Below are 17,791 nucleotides of genomic sequence, written 5' to 3'. Positions count from 1 at the left end.
CACGACCCACGGCCGCGACTGACGGTTTCCCATACCCAGACCTACGAGCAAAAGGGCCGACAGTCTCATGATCAGCAGCTTTTGTTAGAGCCAGTAAGACGGCTGCGCCATGACAAGGGGCATGACTGCCTTACCCGGCAGGGTGGCGTATCGTCCGGTTATGGGGATGTTTAGTGTGGCTCATGTGGTGCGCCCCGCAGGAACCGGCGGGACTCGGCTGCCCGTGTGCCGGACGGCACACGGGCAGGTGGCCTGCGAGCGCGACGCCGCTGACAGGCCAAAGGGTTCGGGCGGGTAGCTGATGGACACCGCGTTGGCCGATGTGGTGCGCGAGAGTCGTGCTTCCTGGGGTTTGCTGTATGTCCTGGCGCCGGAGGGGGACGCATTGTGGCTGGCCGTGACGACGGGGCCGTATGAGATCGTCGCCCCGTGGACGCGGGTGGCGGTGACCGAGCCGGTGCCGGTGGCGGACGCTGTGCGCGAGCGTCGCCTGATATGGATCGGTGGCCGGGAGGAGATGGCGCGCCATTACCCGCGGCCGGCACTCGTACTGCCTTACGACTTCCTGCTGGCGGCCGTTCCGGTCGCTTCCGGCGCCACGGTCTGGGGTGGGCTGGTGCTCGTGTGGTCCGCTGATCACCCGCCGCAGCTCAGCCGTGACGAGCAGGACGCCGTCCAAACGGGCTGCCGCCGCCTGGGCGAACTCTGGCAACAGGCCGCGGACCGCGGTGACCCGCCGGTGCCCCCAGCCCGGCCGCGCACCGTGCCGCCGTCACCGGGTCGGACCGTCCCACCCGCTGAGGCACAGGCGATCGCGGCATTCCTCGACCGTCTGCCCGAAGGGGCTTGCGCACTGGATCTGAGGGGCCGGATCACCTTCATCAGCCCGGCCGCCGCCGATCTTGTCGGTGCCGACGCGGGCGACCTGCTGGGCGCCCTGCCCTGGGAGGCGTTGCCGTGGATGGACGTGCCCCATGTCGAGGACCGGTACCGTGCCGCCCTGATCAGCCAGCAACCCCAGGCCTTCACGGTTCTGCGCCCGCCGGACGCGTGGTTGTCGTTCGAGCTGCACCCGGACTCCTCCGGCATCAGCGTCCGCATCACCCCCGCCAGCAAGTCCCACCCCGCCGACAAGGCCCAGGACCCCCGTGCCCCAACGACAGCACCTGCTGCGGGCCCAGGCCGAGCCACCGTGCTATATCACCTGATGCATCTGGCCACCAACCTCACCGAGGCCGTCGGCGTGCAGGACGTGGTCGACCAGACCGCCGACCAGCTCATGCCCGCTCTCGGTGCACAGGGCATGGTGCTGATGACCGCCGAGGACGGACGCCTGAAGATCCTCGGCTACCGCGGCTACAGCACCGAACTGATGAACCGCTTCCACGCATCCCCCCTGAGCGCGGACATCCCCGCCGTCAGGGTCCTGACCACCGGCGTCCCCGGGTTCTTCCCGACCTTCGCCGACCTGAAGCGCTCCTACCCGGCCACCGCGCACGAGGACGACATGGCCGCCTGTGCTGTGCTGCCGCTGATCGCCTCCGGCCGCCCCATCGGCTCCCTCCTCCTCGCCTACGACCGGCCCCATCCCTTCCCGCCCAGCGAACGCGCCGTCCTCACCTCCCTGGCCGGCCTGATCGGCCAGGCCCTGGACCGTGCCCGCCTCTACGACAGCAAACACAATCTCGCCCATCGCCTGCAGTCCGCTCTCCTGCCCCACAACCTGCCACGCGTTCCCGGCCTGCAGGTCGCCGCACGCTACCTGCCCGCCGCTCGCGGCCTGGGCATCGGCGGCGACTTCTACGACCTCATCCGCCTCGACGAGCACACCGCGGCGGCCGCGATCGGCGACGTACAGGGCCACAATGTGGACGCCGCCGCCCTCATGGGGCAGGTCCGCACCGCCGTTCACGCCCACGCCACCGTCGGCGCATCACCGGACCACGTCCTGGCCAGCACCAACCGCCTCCTCACTGACCTCGACCCCGGCCTGTTCAGCAGTTGCCTCTATGCCCACCTGGACCTCGGCCGACGACGTGCCTGCCTGGCCACCGCCGGACACCCGCCCCCCCTGCTGCGCCACGCGGACGGACACACCAAACTCCTCGACGTCCCACCCGGACTGCTCCTCGGCATCGACCCGGACACCCAGTACCCTGTACTGGAATGCGGCCTGCCGCGCGACGGTGTGCTCGTCCTCTACACGGACGGACTCGTCGAGGCGCCTGGAGTCGACCTCGACGATGCCACCGCCGCCCTGGCCGGACTCGTCGAACTAGCGGATCCGACCGACCTCGATGCCATGGCCGACGACCTCATCCGGCACGCCCCCGCACCCAGCGACGACATCGCCCTGCTGCTCATCAACCTTCAATCTGCCCCTGACAATGACGACTTCGGTCGCTTGTTGGGCCGATAGCTGGGGCCGTTCGTGATCACCTGGTGGCTGGCGTTGATCAGCGTATCCGAAGCCGATCTCGCCGTGGACTCCGGCCAGGCCCTCCTGGGCCTCGGCGACATCGGCCGCGCTCACCGGCTGATTACGGAAGGCGAAGGCCGCTGCCCCCAGCCCGGGACCAGACCCGCGGGGTGTTTCTCGCCTACCGTGCCGCGAGCTACCTCGATCTGAAGGAACCCGAGCCCGCGGCGGCCGCTGCTACCAAATCACTGCTCCTGGCACGTCGCATCGGAGCACCCCGGTGCGTGCAGCTTGTCGACGACCTTCTCCCGCTTCCAGCACTACCAGGACGCCCAAGGCGTTCCGGAACTCCTCCAGCTCGCTGCCGCATAGCAGGAAGGGGCGGATCCGATGACCACCGACGCGGGGCTCCCCTCGGTCAGAGAGTCCCTCCAGCTCGCGCTCCTGGCAGAACCCGAGGGCAGTCCGCTGGTCGACGAAGTCGCGGAAGCCGCCGCCGACCACTACCACCTCAACTACAGGAAGCACCCGTCCCGGTGCTGTTTCGGGAGGTCCACGTGGCCCGCACACTGCTGGCCAGGCTGCTCTCTCCCGGCTCGGAGGGCACCGAGCTGCACCGCCAGGTCGGCCGGCTCTCAGGGCTGCTGAGCAACTTAGCTTTCCACCTGGACGACCCGGCCGGGGCGCGCACCCACCTGGGCACCGCCGTGTCGTACGCAACCGGTGCAGTGACGCCACGCTTGCGGCCTGGGCATATGGGGGGCAGAGCATGAGCTCCGTCATCTCGGCGAAGACGTCAGAGGGGAAGCCATTGCCCTGTTGGGCGTACTGCTTGAGCCGCTCGAACCTCTCCCTGCCCCGCTTCTTCAGCTCCTGCTTCGTGACGACCACGCACGCCGACAGGAATCGGTCGATCGCGCTCAGGAGAGCCGGGTCATCCAGCCACGGCACACATCCAAGGACAGCGGGTCCGAGGGACCGGTACTGCCTCCATCAGCCGTCGGGATCGGTGAGGAACTCGTCCATCCCCTTATTAATCTAAACCTGGTGCCGGTGTGCCCCTTCGCCCCAGCCCGTGGCATTCCCCAAGCCAGGGGCGATGCGTTGGCTGTGAGTCGGAGCATGGCTGTCCCGTGCTGGGGCCGTGACCGGTAGTGATCGGCTGCCGCGGCGATGTTGGTCCAGCCCGCTCGGCGCACGAGTCTGATGGCTAGATTACGCAGGGTGGCCATGGCGCGGGGTGCGGTGCCGGTGCGTATGCCCGAGGCGCCCTCACCGAAGGTCACGTCTCTGACGTGGTGCAGGGCCTCAACTGACCGATGATTCTTGACGAGTTCGGCGAGTTACGCCGGGCTGGCCTGTTCGGGCGGGAGGCTGGTGACCGCGTAGACGGTCTTCATCTCGACCTTGCCGGTCTTCCGGTCGGTGCGGCGACGCTTGATCTCCATTGCGTGGGCGGCGTACGGGAAGGGCAGGGCGGGACGGACGGTGCCTCTTCAGGCGGCGGACCTCGCGGCGGCCGTGCGCGGCTCCGATGGCGCGGGCCTGCAGGGGGATCTGACGCCACGGCAGGTGTGGCAGCTGATTGCGCAGCTTCTTCTGATTCCCCTCGATCACCAGGAGGTAGTGGCCGCCGGCGGCCATGACGTGTCCGGCGTGGGCGCGCTACGTGTGCATCGCATCTGCGGTGACGACGACACCGCGCAGGTCGATCCGGTCCAGCAGCGGGGCAGAGGCAGGGATTTCATTGCTCTTCGCGGCGATCTGACGCCGGGCGATCACGGTCTGGCAGGCGTGCAGCGCGGCGGCGAGCAGGTGGACGGCTGCGCCGTCGGTGCGGGATCCGCGCACGGTCTTGCCGTCGACGGCCAGGCCGACCAGCGTGTCGCCGGGTTCGTCGACCGGGTCCGTGGCGTACCGGGCGAGCCAGGCGCCCACGGCGTCGTCGAGCGCGTCGCCGTTTAGTACTCCAGCAGCACTTTGATGTTTCCCCTGTTCAGGGGCGGTTTGGGTGAGTGTAGAGGGTTGCGTGGCGGTCCGTGTTCTCTTTCCCAGACCGCCCCTCGAACGTGTGCAGCCGCCGCTGATAGTGACAGCGGCGGGCGACGGCTTGGCGCCGTCGGCGCCAGTGTGACCACCTCAGTGCGCGTGCGCTGATGAGGGACTGATGAGCGCGTGTGGAGGGTGGGTGGCCAGTTGCCAGGAGCCGCCGAACTTCTGCCACGGTGAGGGGCGCGAGGCAGGAACCGTTTCTGCTGCCCCTTTTGCCGCAGCATCGGCTGCCATGACGGCCAGGAAGGCATGTGCCAGCATGGCCAGGGTGACGTGCCGCATCCAGCCGGTGTAGCGGCGGACTTCGTACTGGTCGAGGCCGCATTCGTTCTTGGCAGCCTGGAAGGCTTCCTCGATGGCCCAGCGCGTCCCGGCGACGCGGACCAGGTGCTCGACCGTGGTGCCGAGCGGTGCGTGGGCGAGGAAGTAGGCGATCTCATCGGGCTTGCTGATGCTGCGGCGTGCCAGTGCCCACCGCTGGTGGGTGGGCATCTCGCCATCGAAGTTCTCGATGGAGGTGATCTGCAGGGCGGCCCAATGATAGATGCGCGGGCCCTTGGCGCCGTCACCGCACGAGTGTCTCTCCCACGCTTCGTCAGGTGCCTGGGAGAAGAGATGGTCGATGCGTCCGAAGTGAGGCACCTGCTGGGACTTGGGGACCGCGAGCACATAGCCCAGGCCGATCTCCTCCAGTATGCGGCGCAGCCGACATTCCTGGCCGTAGGCGGAGTCCGCAGTCACCCAGGCGATCGGCAGTGGCGAGGAGATTGCCCGCAGGACCATCGCCTTGGCCAGGTCGGGCTTGGTGGCGAAGGTCCGCTCGTCGGGGATGTGGGCGGCGCGGCAGCGGTCGCGGTCGTCGGTCCAGGACTTCGGCAGGTACAACTCTCGGTCCACCAGGGCGCGCCCTTTCCTGGTGGCGTAGGCGGCGAACACGCCGATCTGGCAGTTCTCAGTGCGGCCGGCGGTGCCGGAGTACTGGCGCTGCACGCCGGCCGAGGTGGTGCCCTTTTTAAGGAAGCCGGTGTCGTCGAGGATGAGGATCCCGTCGGGTTCACCGAGTCGTTCGGCTACGTAGTGCTGAAGGTCGTCGCGGAGCTCATCGGCGCTCCAGCGGGCGCCGTTGAGGAGCCGCTGGAGGCGGTCGGGTGTGCGGTGTCCCGCGTATTCGGCCAGCTGCCAGCCGTTTTTGCGGCCGACCGGGCCCAGTAGTCCACGGATGTAGTCACGCATCCGGCGACGTGGCTCGACGCGCTTGAAGCGGTGGCCAGTACGCAGGAACAGTTCCTCGAGCTCGTCGTTCCAGATCTCAACTGCACGCTCGTCGATCACGCCGGGAGGCTGCCCGGACCGCTGTCACTATCAGCGGCGGCTGCACACGTTCGAGGGGCGGTCTGGGAAAGAGAACACGGACCGCCACGCAACCCTCTACACTCACCCAAACCGCCCCTGAACAGGGGAAACATCAAAGTGCTGCTGGAGTATTAGTACTCCAGTGCGGTTTTGTGATCTATGTGGTGGAGGGGGCGGAGATCCGTCGTCGGTAATGGCTCCGGCGAGCTGTGGCCTGATGGAGCCTGCGCCAGGTCGACCAGGCCAACAGCTTGTTCAGGGTGGTGAGTGGGATCAGCAGTGCCCCGAGCAGGTGGCGGATCTCAGACACGGTCAGGTCGATCGGTTCGCTGCTCCGGGCGGGGCGGTTCGACTCGGCCGGTCGGGTCGGCCTTGCGTCGGCAGCCAGGACGGTGAGGAAGGCCAGCGCGAGCATGGCCAGGGTGATGTGCCGGTGCCATGCGGTCCAGTGGCGGACCTGGTAGTGGTCCAATCCGACCTGGCCCTTCGCCGCCTGGAAGCACTCTTCGATGCACCACCTGGTGCCGGCGACCCGGACCAGCTCAGACAGTGGCACTCGCTGTGGGGCCCAGCAGAGGTAGAAGGCAAATTCGCCGCTGGTGGGGTTGCGGCGGATCAGTAGGTGGCGGTGACCGTCAGCGCCGATATCGATCCAGGCCCAGTCGTAGGAGCGGGGGCCCTTCGCTCCGGCTCCGGCACTTTGCCGGTGCCAGGCCGAGGCGGGCAGGTAATCGGCGGCGACATCCGCTCGGAGTGTGGAGCGGTCCTGATTGATCCGCACCCGAGTGCTGCACGCGACGGCGAGGACGTAGCCGATCCGGCGGGATTCCAGCAGCGCCCGCAGGCCCGGATCCTGGCCGTAGGCCTCGTCGCCGGTCGCCCATGAGGTGGTGATCCCGGCGTCCAGCGCAGCCTCGATCATCCGCCCGGCCAGGGCGGGCTTGGTCGCGAAGGCCACGTGGTCGGGGACGCCGGCCCCGGCCCGGCGCTCGCCGTCCTGGCCCCAGGCTTGCTCTGGCAGATACAGACGGCGGTCTATCAAGGCCCGCCCGTGACGGGAGGCGTAGGCGAGGAACACGCCGACCTGGCTGTTCTCGATCCGTCCGGCAGTTCCGGTGTACTGCCGCTGAACCCCGGCCGAACCGCGGCCCTTCTTCAAAAATCCGGTCTCGTCGACGATCAGCACGGCGTCGTCGGCGCCGAGATGCTCGACGACGTAGGCACGGACGTCGTCGCGGACCTCATCGGCACTCCAGCGCGCGGTTCGTAGCAGGCGCTGCATCGGTCCAGGGCGGGCATGGCCAGCCTGTTCGGCCAGCCGCCAGCAGTTCTTCCGGTCGACGCCGGAGAGTAGTCCGAACAGGTAGGCGCGGGCCGTCGCTCTCGGCTCGACCCGGCGGAAACGGCCAGCGATCCTCGACATGGCCTGGTCGAACATCGCCCGCCAACGGGCTGCACCTATGCTGTGGTCCGCGGCCACCGCACGATCTTCAAGAGTCCACACAACCCTTGATCATCTCGCAGTGGCCGCGCTCAACTGCCGTAGTACTCACCGTCGTCGCCTTGCACTCGAGCCTCCAAGAGCCTGGCAAGCTCACACATCTTGGCAATCAACACGTCGCTCGGGTGCTTGGCGCTGACCAAGCCCTGATCCCAGTGCAGCACCTCGATCCCGTCCTCCCGTTCCGACCGCGTCGTCATCAAAGCCGAGGAAAAGGCATCGCCGGGCCAGCCATCGGGGATGGGCTGCATGACCAGATCGGGATCGGCGGCAACAACGCACTCCCACTCCTGCCGACTGATCTCAGAGCCCTCCTCGTCCCACCAGTCGTCACGCCGCGTGATGTGCAGTTCATACCCCATGCACAGCACCGTACGAGGAAGCACTGACAGAGCCGCCGATCACGAAACCACACTGGAGTATTAGACGGGCAAGGAGCCGTTCCAGTGTGGATGCGTTCGGCGCATTGGAGGTCAGTCCGAGTTGTTCGCGCAGGTCGTAGTCGGTATCGGCGGCGAAGCGGCCGACGGCGGCCGGGGACGTAGCTCCGCCGAGGACGGCGACCAGGCACAGCGCGAGCAGGGAGCCCAAGCGGTAGCGACGGGCCCCGGACCCGGCGGGATCGGGTATCCGCCCCAGCACCTCGGCGAGGGAGGTGAACTGCTGCGGTTCCGTATCCGGGCAGGCGGAGTCGATGTCCTCTCAGTGGGCGCTGCAGGACACCGATCATTGAAGATGGCACACAAACGCGACCCCTGTTCGTGATCAAAGGCTTCGACAACCATGATCATCGGGGGTCGCGTCTCTCGTCGCTTGAACCAGGCGAACCACGGACAGCGGCGCCGACACAGGCGATCAACTCATCTCACCGGCCGAGAACGCATCAGCCCTGGTCGCTGAACCAGTCGCCCGTGTCCGTCAGGACACCACCCCCCATGGCCCGAAGCCGCCGTTGGCGACCTCGAGGTAGAACCTCCGCAGGAGCCGGGGCATAGGGTGCCCCACCATCTGTCCGGCCGCCCTGATGTCCTCCGCGGACGCAGGGTCTGGCAGTTCCCGGTCTGCGACATGCGCACGGACAGCCAGGATGAGGTCGTCGTCAGTCACAAGCAGATCTTCGACCACCTCAGACAGCCTGTCGATGAGTAACCTCCCGTTCAACGCCGCCCTGAGAAGGAGCTACAGCCCTGTCAGGGGACGTCTTGGCTACACCTCACACCACTCCCCCAGATGACTGACCGTCCACGTCTGGAGGAAGTCGTGCATCAGGTCCCACGCCCGATCGGCATCCAGGACAAAGTCACCCGTGAACACAGCGAGGTCGTCCATGATCGGAACTTCGACCTCGGTACCCGAGGGCACGGTGCCGTCACCCACGAGCAGAGACATCCGCTCAGCATCACTCATCAGTTGGACGACCGCATGACCTTCTCGGAAGGCCAGCATCACCACCGGGAACTCCCTGTACGACGACCGAACCTCGACGTACCCCTGGCCACTGGAACGCAGGTCGTTGAAGCGGTCTGACAGTTCCTTCATCTCTGAACGTCTCTCCACCGGATCGAACCGTCCCGATTCCGGCGACGTCGCCGCCCACACCATGCTCATCCAGCTCCCTCTTCCGCACAGGTCATCGCCCCAGACCACGCGTCGACTCTGTGGCTACAGAACAGGGGCGTCGAATCCAGCAGGCTGTCACCTGAGTTCAACGGCGTACACGGCGCCGGGGAATTCCCATCCATCGGTGCCTTCGCCGATGTCCGCCACGATGATGTCGTCGATGAAGTGATCCTCGAAGTCGTCGTCGGTGAGCTCGCCGGCCAGCCAGAGTTCCTCGATCGCGTCCCAGTAGCCCCTGCTGCCGTCGATGCGCAGCGGTGCCGCCCGCCGGTTGCCGCGCTCGCGTTCGTCGTCGCCCGTCTTCACCAGGCCGCTGATCTCGAACTGGCCGTTCTTGAAGCGGTCGGGGATGGGGTCGGCGGGGACGACGGCGGCGTTCTCGTAGGCGGTGTGGATGAGGTCACGGTAGCTGCGGCGGATGTTGTACTCGGGGTCGGACAGCCAGTTGATCAGGGTCTTGGTGGTGACGTGGAGGCCGGCGTCCGCCAGGGCCTGGTAGCCGCGGTGGGTTGCGGTGAGCTGGCTGAGCTGGGCGTGCCAGTGCTTGGCGGTGTAGGTGGACAGCCGGTGGCGGGGGGTGACCTGGGAGCGCAGGAGACTGCTCAGTGCGGCGCCCAGGGAGCGGCCGTGGCCGGTGGGTCCCGCCATCAGTCGTCGCCCTCAGGGATGATCTCGCCGCGCTGAACGAACTTGGCCTTCACTTCACCGAAGCCGGTTCCGACCCGGTACGTGGCAGGCGGCGTGCCGGGAGGCGTCCAGAAGACGGCCGCGTCGACGTTGCGCAGTGCGAGGAGCGTGTGGCCTTGCTGGACGGCTCTGAAAGCCACGCTCCAGTGACGGACGGACGCCTCGGCCACCATGCTCATGCGCCAGTCGGGCCGCCAGAACGGAGACTTCTGTTCCTGACGCTTGGGCCACAGCAGGCGCAGCGCGATGGAAAGGCGCGTCTTGTATGCCTTGTAGGGCTCGCCGCCGACCTGGATGAGTTCGGTCCGTGCCTTGCGGGTGGCCTCATAGAAGGGCTTGAAGAGCGACTCATTGGCCTTCCCGGTCCACGAGTCGTGGATGGTCGGCGCGGCCTCGAGGTGGCCTTCGCGGACGAGTTTCTCCAGCTGCCTGATGTGAGGGGTGGTCACCCATACGCGGCCCTGGTCGTCGGGTCGTTCGATGATCCGCCCCAGGGGGTGCGGCATGTCGGTGCGGTTCCACTCCGGGATGTCGATGAGGTAGATGCCGGCCTTCGTCTTGTCGAACGCGTCGAGCGGGCCGGTGTGCAGAAGCTTGTTCGGGGCCAGAGGGACGGCCGAACAGGCGGAGGGATAGCTACCGTTCCGGTCGATCAGGCACATCACGCCCTCGCCGAATGAGGCGGGCACGTCGAGCTTGTCACGCCGCACGCGCTTGCCGTTCGCCTTGGTGTGAGCGACGCGGGTGAGGGTGACGTCGGGGTGCACCCAGCGGGGCTCGCCGTCCATGTCCTCGCTGATCAGGGGCCACGGGCCACTGTCGCGTTCCTCGGTGCGGATGACCGGGATCGGGTGCATCTTCGAGCGGTCGACCGCATCCCTGAGGATCCTCAGGGCGGGGAAGACGTGGCCCTCGGGCTCGTCCCCCTCATCCCCCGGCGCCAGATCGTCCTGGCTGTCTTCCTCGTCCTTCGCCAGCTCGTCTGGCTCCTGCCCACGGTCTGCCGGGGCGAGTGCTGTGGCACCGGCAGCAGCGGCCTGCCCGGCACTTGCGGCGGAGTCAGGGGACATCGGTGTGCGGTACGCCTGCAGCGCGGCGGCGAGGCGGTGTCCCTCGGCGGTATCCGGCATCCGCGAGACCGCCGCGGCGGCCTGGAGCAACGACGGCAGGATGCTCTTGAGGGCTTCCTGGTCGCCGCCGACGACTGCGGTCCGCCATGCCGCCAGCTCGTGGGTGAGGGCGGCGGGAATGCCCTGGTGTCCGCCGGAGGTGTAGGGGAGAGCGGCTTCGGCCAGTTCCCTCGCAGCAGCCGTTCCTGCGGCGGTCGGCGAGGGCGTCGGGCTGTGGGTGCGGTCGGGGGGTACGGCTCCGGCGTCGAGGAAGCGGGCGTGCAGCAGGTCGGGCCGCAGATACGCCGAGCCGATCGCGCCGAAGTCGCGCTCCGTGACCGTCACCTGGACCTTGAACGGGTCCTCAGTGGGCGTGAGCCTCACCAGGACGTCGGCATCGAGGAGACCGAGCAGCGCCGGGTCATCGCTGTCGACGATGGCCAGGACCGGGACGTGCAGCGTGCGGGCGAGGGAGGCCAGGACCTGAGAGGCAGGCGGCAGACGGTCGCCGGACAACGGCAGACGGGCGCTAGGCGTGGCCTGGAACCGGTCCACGACCACGAGGGCCAGGTCCTCAACGTGAGGGGCGGTCTCCGCGATGGCCTCGGCCGTCAGTTCACTGCCGTCGTCGATCAGCAGGGGCGCCTGGACAAGTTGCTGGGCGACCTGCTGCTCGCGCTCGGTGAGGCGGCCCTGCTTCAGACGCGGGTAGTCGCCGCCGGTCTCAGCGGCGAGTATGCGGCGCATGATGTCGGCCCGGTTCGGGCCCGATGCTGCGTACAGGACCTTGCGGCCGTCGACGAGCGCGGTCTGTCGTGCGGCGGCCAGCCCCAGCAGGCTCCCACCGACGTTCGGGGCCGCCGCCACCAGTGTCAGCCGACCGGACGGCAAGCCGCCCGTCGCGGCGTCGAGGCCGGACAGTCCGAACAGAGGGCCGGTGGCCTGACCGGAGGTGAGTACGGCGCCGATGGCGTCGCCCAGCGTGGCGAGCCTTCGAGGGGTACTGTCGCGGTCCGGATTGCCTTGGCTGTTCACCGCATCTCCTGTGGGCGCCGGGCCTGTGGGCGTGGCTGGAAGTGATGAGTGTGGAGCGGAGACCGCGTCAACGGGCAGCAGTACCGCGACCGGAGTGGTGTTCCGCAGGAGTACCTGGGGCTGCCCCTGAGCCGCCCGTGTGACGAGGTCACCGAAATCCTTCTGTGCTGCGCTCAGCACATGAGCCGGGAATGCGTCAGCCTTGCGGGCTGCCGGAAACCGGTCCAGCGGCGCCAGCAGAGCGCGATCCTGCCGCTTGTGGATCAACGTAGTCCGGCCTTCATCTTCGGCGAGCCTCACCAGTGAGTACAGCGCGCTGCGGGCTGCGGTCGCGTTCACCGCGGCATCCGCCCGTGACGACTGACTTTGATCCACTCATCCTCCAAAGCCCTCCAACTCTCCTGTATGGTAACAGCCTTCACTCATCCAATCGGACATAGTCACACAGTTTTCCGTCATTCCCACTCACTTATCGCTGGTCGAACGCTCAAGTGCTGCGGAGGGCAGAACGAAGGTCAGCCCCGCCCGTCCCGTCTCCTGCTCCGCCCGGCGAGCGACGGCATCTCGCCGAAGTACCAGGTCAGCACTGCACCGTCAGCCACACCCAGCGTCGCCACCTTCTCGCCGCGCTACCGCCACGCCGTCGGCGTCAAGGCAGGGCAGAAGTCTCCGGCAGCGGGTGCGGAGAGCGCGCGCGAAGCATCACGAGTGTGGTGAGGCCAGCCCCGGCGGCCGGGGGTCCGGCTTGACCTGTCGGCCGGTGGCTGCAGACGGCGTCAGCGCGGGAACGCCTCGGCGGCCCACGCGTAGGGCAGCCGCGGCATTCGGCGGGCACGCGTGCCCCGGGTCGGCGCTTCACCGGGAACGCCCCACGAGACTCTGGCACGCGCGCCAGGCCACGGCTACCGTCCTGCCCACGGTCCCGGACCCGCGCGCGGGAGGTCGTGGCATGACGAGTGAGGGGGCGCGCGAAAGCTCCGTGGCTGCCACCGCGCTGGGCCAGGCCGTCACGCAGGCAGGGCATGCGCCAGAACGCCGAACGCCAGGCGTGAACGGCGGCGACGGCCGGAGCGCCGCGATGGGCGGCGGGCACCAGGCCGCCTGCCGTGTCCGGCTCTCCGCTCCCGCAGGACGCGGTAGTTCGTCCTCCGCCTTCCTCGCGTTGCGCAGGTCGATGGCTCGGATCGGCACGGCCTGGATGAGTCCCTACCTGTAGGGCTGGTCACCGACGGGCTCATCGAACGTCGTCACGAAGACATCGAACGGTCGTTGCGCCGACTCACTGAGCTCACCTTCACGCCGGCCGCGCCCCCTCAGCAGGCTCTCGACACCTTGCCTCCCCGGCCTCGGCACCGCCCACGCGAAGGACGATGTCGCCCCTCCTTGCGGCCCGTGTGCGGGCCAGGCCGTGTTCGAGATGTGCAGTCCCAGACCGTTCAGTCCGCTGGCTGCATATCCTTGCGACCATGACTGCCCGGCCTCCCGAGCCCTCTTCGCGCCCTACGCCATCAGGCGAGCTGCGCGCCTCTGACGACGACCGCGAAGCAGTGGTGGAGCAGTTGCGTGATGCGGCGGCCGAGGGGCGAATCGATCTCGATGAGCTGGATGCGCGCCTGGAGCAGGCACTGAAGTCCAGGACTCACGCCGAGCTGGCCGTCCTGACCGCAGACTTGCCGAGGCCGCAATCCTCGGAGGACCGGCCGCCGCTGGTCCTCAAGGGCGGCATGTTCGGCGCGTCCCGGGGCCCCGGGCGCTGGGACGTTCCCAGGCATGTGATCGCTCACGGAGGCGTGGGGGGCGTGAAGATCGACTTCACCCGGGTCGAGTGCCGCCTCACGGAGGTCACAGTGGAGGCGTACGGGGAGACATCTGGTGTCACGATCGTCATTCCCGACGGCTGGACCGTGGACACCAGCGGCATGGATCCCGGCGTCGGCGGCCTGAAGGACGAGACCACATCCGACCGGCTCCCGCGAACTCCGCTGATCCGGCTCACCGGGTCCGGTGGCCCGGGAGGAGTGGTCATCCGCCACCCCAACCACCGGGAACAGCGCAAGCTGCACAGCAACCCGACGCAGGGCTAGGGCGCGTGCGGTGCCGAGGCGTTGATCAAGACCTGGAACGATCTTGGCGTGCCTCGTGGGGACCTGACGGCACAACAGTGGGCGCCACTGGAGCGGCTGCTGCCGCCGATACCGACGGAGCGACCGCCACGGGATCGGCGGCAGGTCTTCGACGGATCTGGTGGCGCGCTCGCACGGGCTCACCGTGGCGGGACATACCCGAACGCTACGGCCCGCGGGAGACCGCAGACACGCTCTGCGCCGCCAGCAGATCGACCATCAGCACCGCCCACGACCTGAACCGGTTCTGCGCCGCCCTGCTGGGAGGCCGTCTGCTGGCTCCGGCGCAGCTCGACGAGATGACATCCCGCCCGAACTCGGCGGGGGCGTGAGGTATGGACTGGGTCTGGCCCAGATCCCACTGCCCTGCGGCGGCCACTACTTCGGCCACCGGGGCGAACTCCTCAGGCCACCGCCCACCTCACCGAAGCAGCGCCGGGCGGGACGACGGGGCCTGCGCCTGTGGCCAATCGGCGCCGCGTCGGCACGATGGCACTCAGGCGCTCGAGCAAGCCGTGAGCATGCGCGACGACTGGGGCGGACAGTTCGAGGAGCTGCTGCTGCCCGGCGGCGTCATGGGCTCGGCCGGCGTCCAAGCCCTCACGCTGCGCCGAGCGAGCTCGTTCCCGCTCAGCGTCGGCTGCTGAGGGCCTGTTGTGCGGCGTGGAGGCAGGCAGTGATGGCGGGATCTTCCTGGGTGGTGGTCCGGGTGAGCGCCAGGATGGTGCGCTGCATGCGGGGAGCCAGCCGCAGTCCGGCGACGCCTGGTTGCTCCTGCGCGAGACCGGCGGGCAGGAAAGCCACGCCGGCACCGGTGGCGACGAGCGCGGCCAGGATGTGAAGTCCTTCGAATTCCCAGCGCCGCGGGGGTGTGGCGTCGATAGCGGTCAGATACCGGTCGCCCGCGGCTCGGGAGAGCTGCCCGACGGGGGCGCACAGCCAGGTGTGGTCGTGGACGATCTGTCGCAGCCGCGCGGCGGTGGCCGGGCGGGGCTGCTCGGCGAACGGATGGTCCGCCGGGACCGCCAGGACGATGTCCTCGCGGCGCAGGCGGTGGACGGACAGACCGGTGTCCTCGGCTGGCGGGTGTGCGGACCAGTCGTCGATGACGGCGAGGTCGTAGCGGCGGTCCAGAACGGCTGCGGCGGCGGTGGTCGAACCGGTCTCGTGAGCGACGACGTTCAACTCCGGGTGCGCGCGCTGCAGCGCGGCCAGGTAGGGAGCGAGAGCGGGGGCCAAGGCGTGGATGCAGCTGACGGTCACCCGGCCGCTGACGGTGCCGATGCGGGCGCGCATGCGGCTCTGGGCGGTTTCCGCGGCGGCGAGGATGCGTGCGGCGTGCTCGGCCAGTTCGCGTCCCGCGTCGGTCAGGCTCGCACGCTGGGCGGTGCGCTCGATCAACGCGACGCCGGCCTCCCTTTCCAGAGCGGCCAGTTGCTGGGAGATCGCCGACGGCGAATACCCCAGGTCGGCGGCCGTGGCAGTGATGGTGCCCAGGGCAGCGAAGCGGCGCAGGATCTCCAGCCGCCGCAGGTCCAGCATCAGTTCCCCTTAAAGCCTCCAGCGCGTTTTCGCGCTGTTGCTGATGCTACGTCCTCGGGCACGCTGAGCGTGTGCCCGGCAGAGCGCCGCGGCACCACGCCACGCCACGCCACCGGCACTCGGTACCGAACAGGACGGTTCCTCATGACCACCCACTCCGCCACGCTCGCCATCGACGAGGCCGTTCAGGCCCGCCGTGCAGCCGGGCACGACGTACTCCATCTGGGATTCGGGGAGGCCGGGGTGCCGGTCGCCCCGGGCCTGGTCGAAGTACTCGCCGACGCCCACCTGCGCAACGGGTACGGCCCGGTTGCCGGCTCACCCCAGGCCCGGGCCGCCGCCGCGGGCTGGTTCACCAGACGCGGCCTGTCCACCGAACCGGGCCAGATCCTCTTCGCGCCGGGCAGCAAGCCTCTGCTCTTCGCCCTGCTGGCCGCGATCGGCGGTGACGTGGTGCTGCCCCGCCCCTCGTGGGTCTCCTACGCGGCCCAAGCCGCCCTGCTCGGCCGCCGCGTCATCTCCGTGCCCATCCCAGCTGAGGCCGGCGGCATTCCCGACCCCGAGCTGCTGGAACAGGCCCTGCGACAAGCCGCTGCGAACGGGGCCCGGCCGGGCGTACTGGTCCTCACCGTCCCGGACAACCCGACCGGCACCGTCGCCCCCGCGGAACAGGTCGAGGCGGTCTGCGCGATCGCCGACCGCCACGGCCTTGCGGTCATCAGCGACGAGATCTACGCCGAACTGAGCCACCTTGGCACCGCCCCCAGCCCGGTACACAGCCTGGCCGAGCGCACCGTCGTCACCACCGGGCTGAGCAAGTCCCTGGCCCTGGGCGGCTGGCGCATCGGCTTCGCCCGCACCCCAGCGAGCAGCTGGGGACGGCGCCTGCACCAGGAACTGACCGGGGTCGCCAGCGAAATCTGGTCCAGCCTCGCCGCCCCCATGCAAGCCGTGGCCGCCCACGCCCTGAGCGACCCGACAGAGGTCACCGCACACATCGCCGCCGCCCGCCGTCTGCATGCCCGTATCGCCACCGAGGTGCACACACGGCTGCTCTCGGCAGGAGCACAGTGCCGCCCTCCCCAGGCCGGCTTCTACCTCTACCCCGACTTCGCCCCCGTCCGTGCGGTTCTGCGCGCGCAGAAGATCACCACCGGCACCGACCTGGCCACCGCCCTACTCGACCGGCACGGCATCGCCACCCTACCCGGCAGCGCGTTCGGCGCACCCGACACCGCCCTGACCCTCAGGCTCGCCACCAGCCTCCTGTACGGCACCACCCCGCAGCAACGCCACACGGCGCTGACGGCGGAAGAACCCCAGACCCTGCCCTGGATCGCCGCCACCCTCACCCGGCTCAGTGCCGCACTGGGCCAACTCACCGCCAGCCAACACCGCCACCGGACGGGGTTGTGAAGGCCTGGGTTGTATCAGGGGTGATGGCCAGGCTGGAGGTGCCTTGGTGGCCGCCGGTCAGTTGGCTGAGGGTGTCGGTTCCTGATTCGTTGGAGCGGACGGCTGCGGTGAGACGGCCAGCGGCGTAGTAGCGCTGAGCCCAGGTGGTGTTGTCGACGCGCAGATGGAGTTCGGTGGCCCCGGCGCACGGGATGCGCTCACCGTTCTCCGTGCCACGGATCAGCAACTGGCCGCCCGCCTCGTAGAGGTAGGTGGTCCTGATGCACTTGGGTGCGGTGGTCGTAGCGATGCGGCCTGCTTCGTCCCAGGTGTGGTTGTAAGTGCCGGAGGAGACGGGGTCGGAGCCGATCCAGGAGCCTGCGGTCCAATGGAGTTTCCAGCTCGCGTCGTAGACGCGAAAGATCCGCCGTCCTGCAGGCTGGCGAAGTAGCCCGAGCCCTTGGCCGTGTTGGTGGACCTGCCCGAAAGCAGTGATCACACCAGGACCCCGAAAGGTCATCCCAGTCGTGGTCAGCCGTTACGGGGCAGCTTGCAGCCAGGTTGCTGGGCCAGTTCCCAAGTCGCGAAGATGTGTAGCGCCGCCTCGATCTGTGCCTTGATGCGCTCGTCGGTCAGGCCCAAAACTCTGACGAAGACCACGGACGAACCTGGGTCCGCTGCGACGAGCAGCGTGAGAGGTAGCCGACCCAGCATCGGATAGTCGTACCAGGCGGCTCGTTCGACGTCCGTCGCGGGCAGAGCCGTTTCGACAGCTTGCCAGTCCGATTCACTGAACTCGTATCCCGCGAACTCTGCGATCGATTCACACAGGGGCCTCAGATTCGTGTCGATGATCCAGCCGCCGTCGAGGACGCGCTCAGGCTCGGAGGTGGTCATGGGTTCAGCCTCCGCTCTGGTCTGCCGGGATCGCAGTGATCGATGCCAGAGCCATATT

15 protein-coding genes and 2 pseudogenes are annotated in these 17,791 nt (G+C 68.5%); 7 read left to right on the top strand and 10 right to left on the bottom strand.

Annotated elements, in window-relative coordinates; translation table 11 throughout:
* The first annotated feature begins 301 nt into the window (after window positions 1–301).
* Together AB0412_RS11565 and AB0412_RS11560 are read left to right on the top strand one after the other, a co-directional pair.
* Entirely contained in the window at window positions 302–2,419 is a 2,118-nt protein-coding gene (locus tag AB0412_RS11565; protein WP_366402318.1) for a SpoIIE family protein phosphatase, read from the top strand.
* Between the two features lie 1,488 nt (window positions 2,420–3,907).
* The gene (locus AB0412_RS11560; RefSeq protein ID WP_366402317.1) at window positions 3,908–4,384 is read left to right on the top strand and encodes a hypothetical protein; all 477 of its coding nucleotides are present in this window, start codon (window positions 3,908–3,910) and stop codon (window positions 4,382–4,384) included.
* A 174-nt stretch (window positions 4,385–4,558) separates the two neighbouring features.
* On the opposite strand, the gene AB0412_RS11555 is transcribed toward AB0412_RS11560, so the two are convergent.
* The 7 genes from AB0412_RS11555 to AB0412_RS11525 form a co-directional block, all read right to left on the bottom strand.
* Window positions 4,559–5,779 carry an IS701 family transposase gene (locus AB0412_RS11555; protein ID WP_366402337.1) on the bottom strand — a complete coding sequence of 407 codons (1,221 nt, stop codon included), beginning with the start codon at window positions 5,777–5,779 and terminating at the stop codon, window positions 4,559–4,561.
* Window positions 5,780–5,981: 202 nt separating this feature from the next.
* Complete coding sequence (locus AB0412_RS11550; protein ID WP_366402336.1) at window positions 5,982–7,247, bottom strand: IS701 family transposase; 1,266 nt, start codon at window positions 7,245–7,247, stop codon at window positions 5,982–5,984.
* Window positions 7,248–7,357: 110 nt separating this feature from the next.
* Window positions 7,358–7,687, bottom strand: coding sequence for a hypothetical protein (locus AB0412_RS11545; RefSeq protein ID WP_366402316.1), 330 nt, complete (start codon window positions 7,685–7,687; stop codon window positions 7,358–7,360).
* A complete protein-coding gene (locus tag AB0412_RS11540; RefSeq protein ID WP_366402315.1) occupies window positions 7,677–7,967 on the bottom strand; it encodes a transposase family protein in 291 nt (96 codons plus the stop codon). Before AB0412_RS11540 ends, AB0412_RS11545 begins: the two co-directional genes overlap by 11 nt.
* A gap of 564 nt (window positions 7,968–8,531) precedes the next feature.
* Window positions 8,532–8,933, bottom strand: a complete 402-nt coding sequence (locus AB0412_RS11535; protein ID WP_366402314.1) for a hypothetical protein — start codon at window positions 8,931–8,933, stop codon at window positions 8,532–8,534.
* An 87-nt stretch (window positions 8,934–9,020) separates the two neighbouring features.
* Complete coding sequence (locus tag AB0412_RS11530) at window positions 9,021–9,593, bottom strand: hypothetical protein (RefSeq protein WP_366402313.1); 573 nt, start codon at window positions 9,591–9,593, stop codon at window positions 9,021–9,023.
* Complete coding sequence (locus AB0412_RS11525) at window positions 9,593–11,776, bottom strand: DnaB-like helicase C-terminal domain-containing protein (RefSeq protein ID WP_366402312.1); 2,184 nt, start codon at window positions 11,774–11,776, stop codon at window positions 9,593–9,595. Before AB0412_RS11525 ends, AB0412_RS11530 begins: the two co-directional genes overlap by 1 nt.
* 1,466 nt (window positions 11,777–13,242) lie before the next feature.
* Here AB0412_RS11525 and AB0412_RS11520 point away from each other — a divergent pair.
* The 4 genes and pseudogenes from AB0412_RS11520 (at window position 13,243) to AB0412_RS11505 (ending at window position 14,546) form a co-directional block, all read left to right on the top strand.
* Entirely contained in the window at window positions 13,243–13,860 is a 618-nt protein-coding gene (locus AB0412_RS11520; protein ID WP_366402311.1) for a DUF1707 domain-containing protein, read from the top strand.
* A 120-nt stretch (window positions 13,861–13,980) separates the two neighbouring features.
* Window positions 13,981–14,084, top strand: a pseudogene (locus AB0412_RS11515) (transposase); the annotation flags it as partial.
* Between the two features lie 21 nt (window positions 14,085–14,105).
* Window positions 14,106–14,305, top strand: a pseudogene (locus tag AB0412_RS11510) (serine hydrolase); the annotation flags it as partial.
* A gap of 115 nt (window positions 14,306–14,420) precedes the next feature.
* The gene (locus AB0412_RS11505) at window positions 14,421–14,546 is read left to right on the top strand and encodes a hypothetical protein (protein WP_366402338.1); all 126 of its coding nucleotides are present in this window, start codon (window positions 14,421–14,423) and stop codon (window positions 14,544–14,546) included.
* Here AB0412_RS11505 and AB0412_RS11500 read toward each other — a convergent pair.
* Window positions 14,530–15,441: a LysR family transcriptional regulator gene (locus tag AB0412_RS11500; protein WP_366402310.1), complete on the bottom strand. Its 912-nt coding sequence runs from the start codon at window positions 15,439–15,441 to the stop codon at window positions 14,530–14,532. The two genes, AB0412_RS11505 and AB0412_RS11500, sit on opposite strands and share 17 nt — an antisense overlap.
* A 144-nt stretch (window positions 15,442–15,585) precedes the next feature.
* On the opposite strand from AB0412_RS11500, the gene AB0412_RS11495 reads away from it, so the two are divergent.
* Entirely contained in the window at window positions 15,586–16,857 is a 1,272-nt protein-coding gene (locus tag AB0412_RS11495; RefSeq protein ID WP_366402309.1) for an aminotransferase class I/II-fold pyridoxal phosphate-dependent enzyme, read from the top strand.
* On the opposite strand, the gene AB0412_RS11490 is transcribed toward AB0412_RS11495, so the two are convergent.
* Both AB0412_RS11490 and AB0412_RS11485 read right to left on the bottom strand, forming a co-directional pair.
* Complete coding sequence (locus AB0412_RS11490) at window positions 16,820–17,335, bottom strand: hypothetical protein (protein WP_366402308.1); 516 nt, start codon at window positions 17,333–17,335, stop codon at window positions 16,820–16,822. The two genes, AB0412_RS11495 and AB0412_RS11490, sit on opposite strands and share 38 nt — an antisense overlap.
* 32 nt (window positions 17,336–17,367) lie before the next feature.
* Window positions 17,368–17,733 (bottom strand): hypothetical protein, encoded by a 366-nt coding sequence (locus AB0412_RS11485; RefSeq protein ID WP_366402307.1) that lies wholly within the window; start codon window positions 17,731–17,733, stop codon window positions 17,368–17,370.
* Between the last annotated feature and the right edge of the window lie 58 nt (window positions 17,734–17,791).

The sequence above is a fragment of the Streptomyces sp. NPDC052012 genome (assembly GCF_040689265.1).
Taxonomy (GTDB): Bacteria; Actinomycetota; Actinomycetes; order Streptomycetales; family Streptomycetaceae; genus Streptomyces.
The sequence above is the reverse complement of the archived record's forward strand: the minus strand, read 5'-3'. Positions and strand labels throughout refer to the sequence as shown.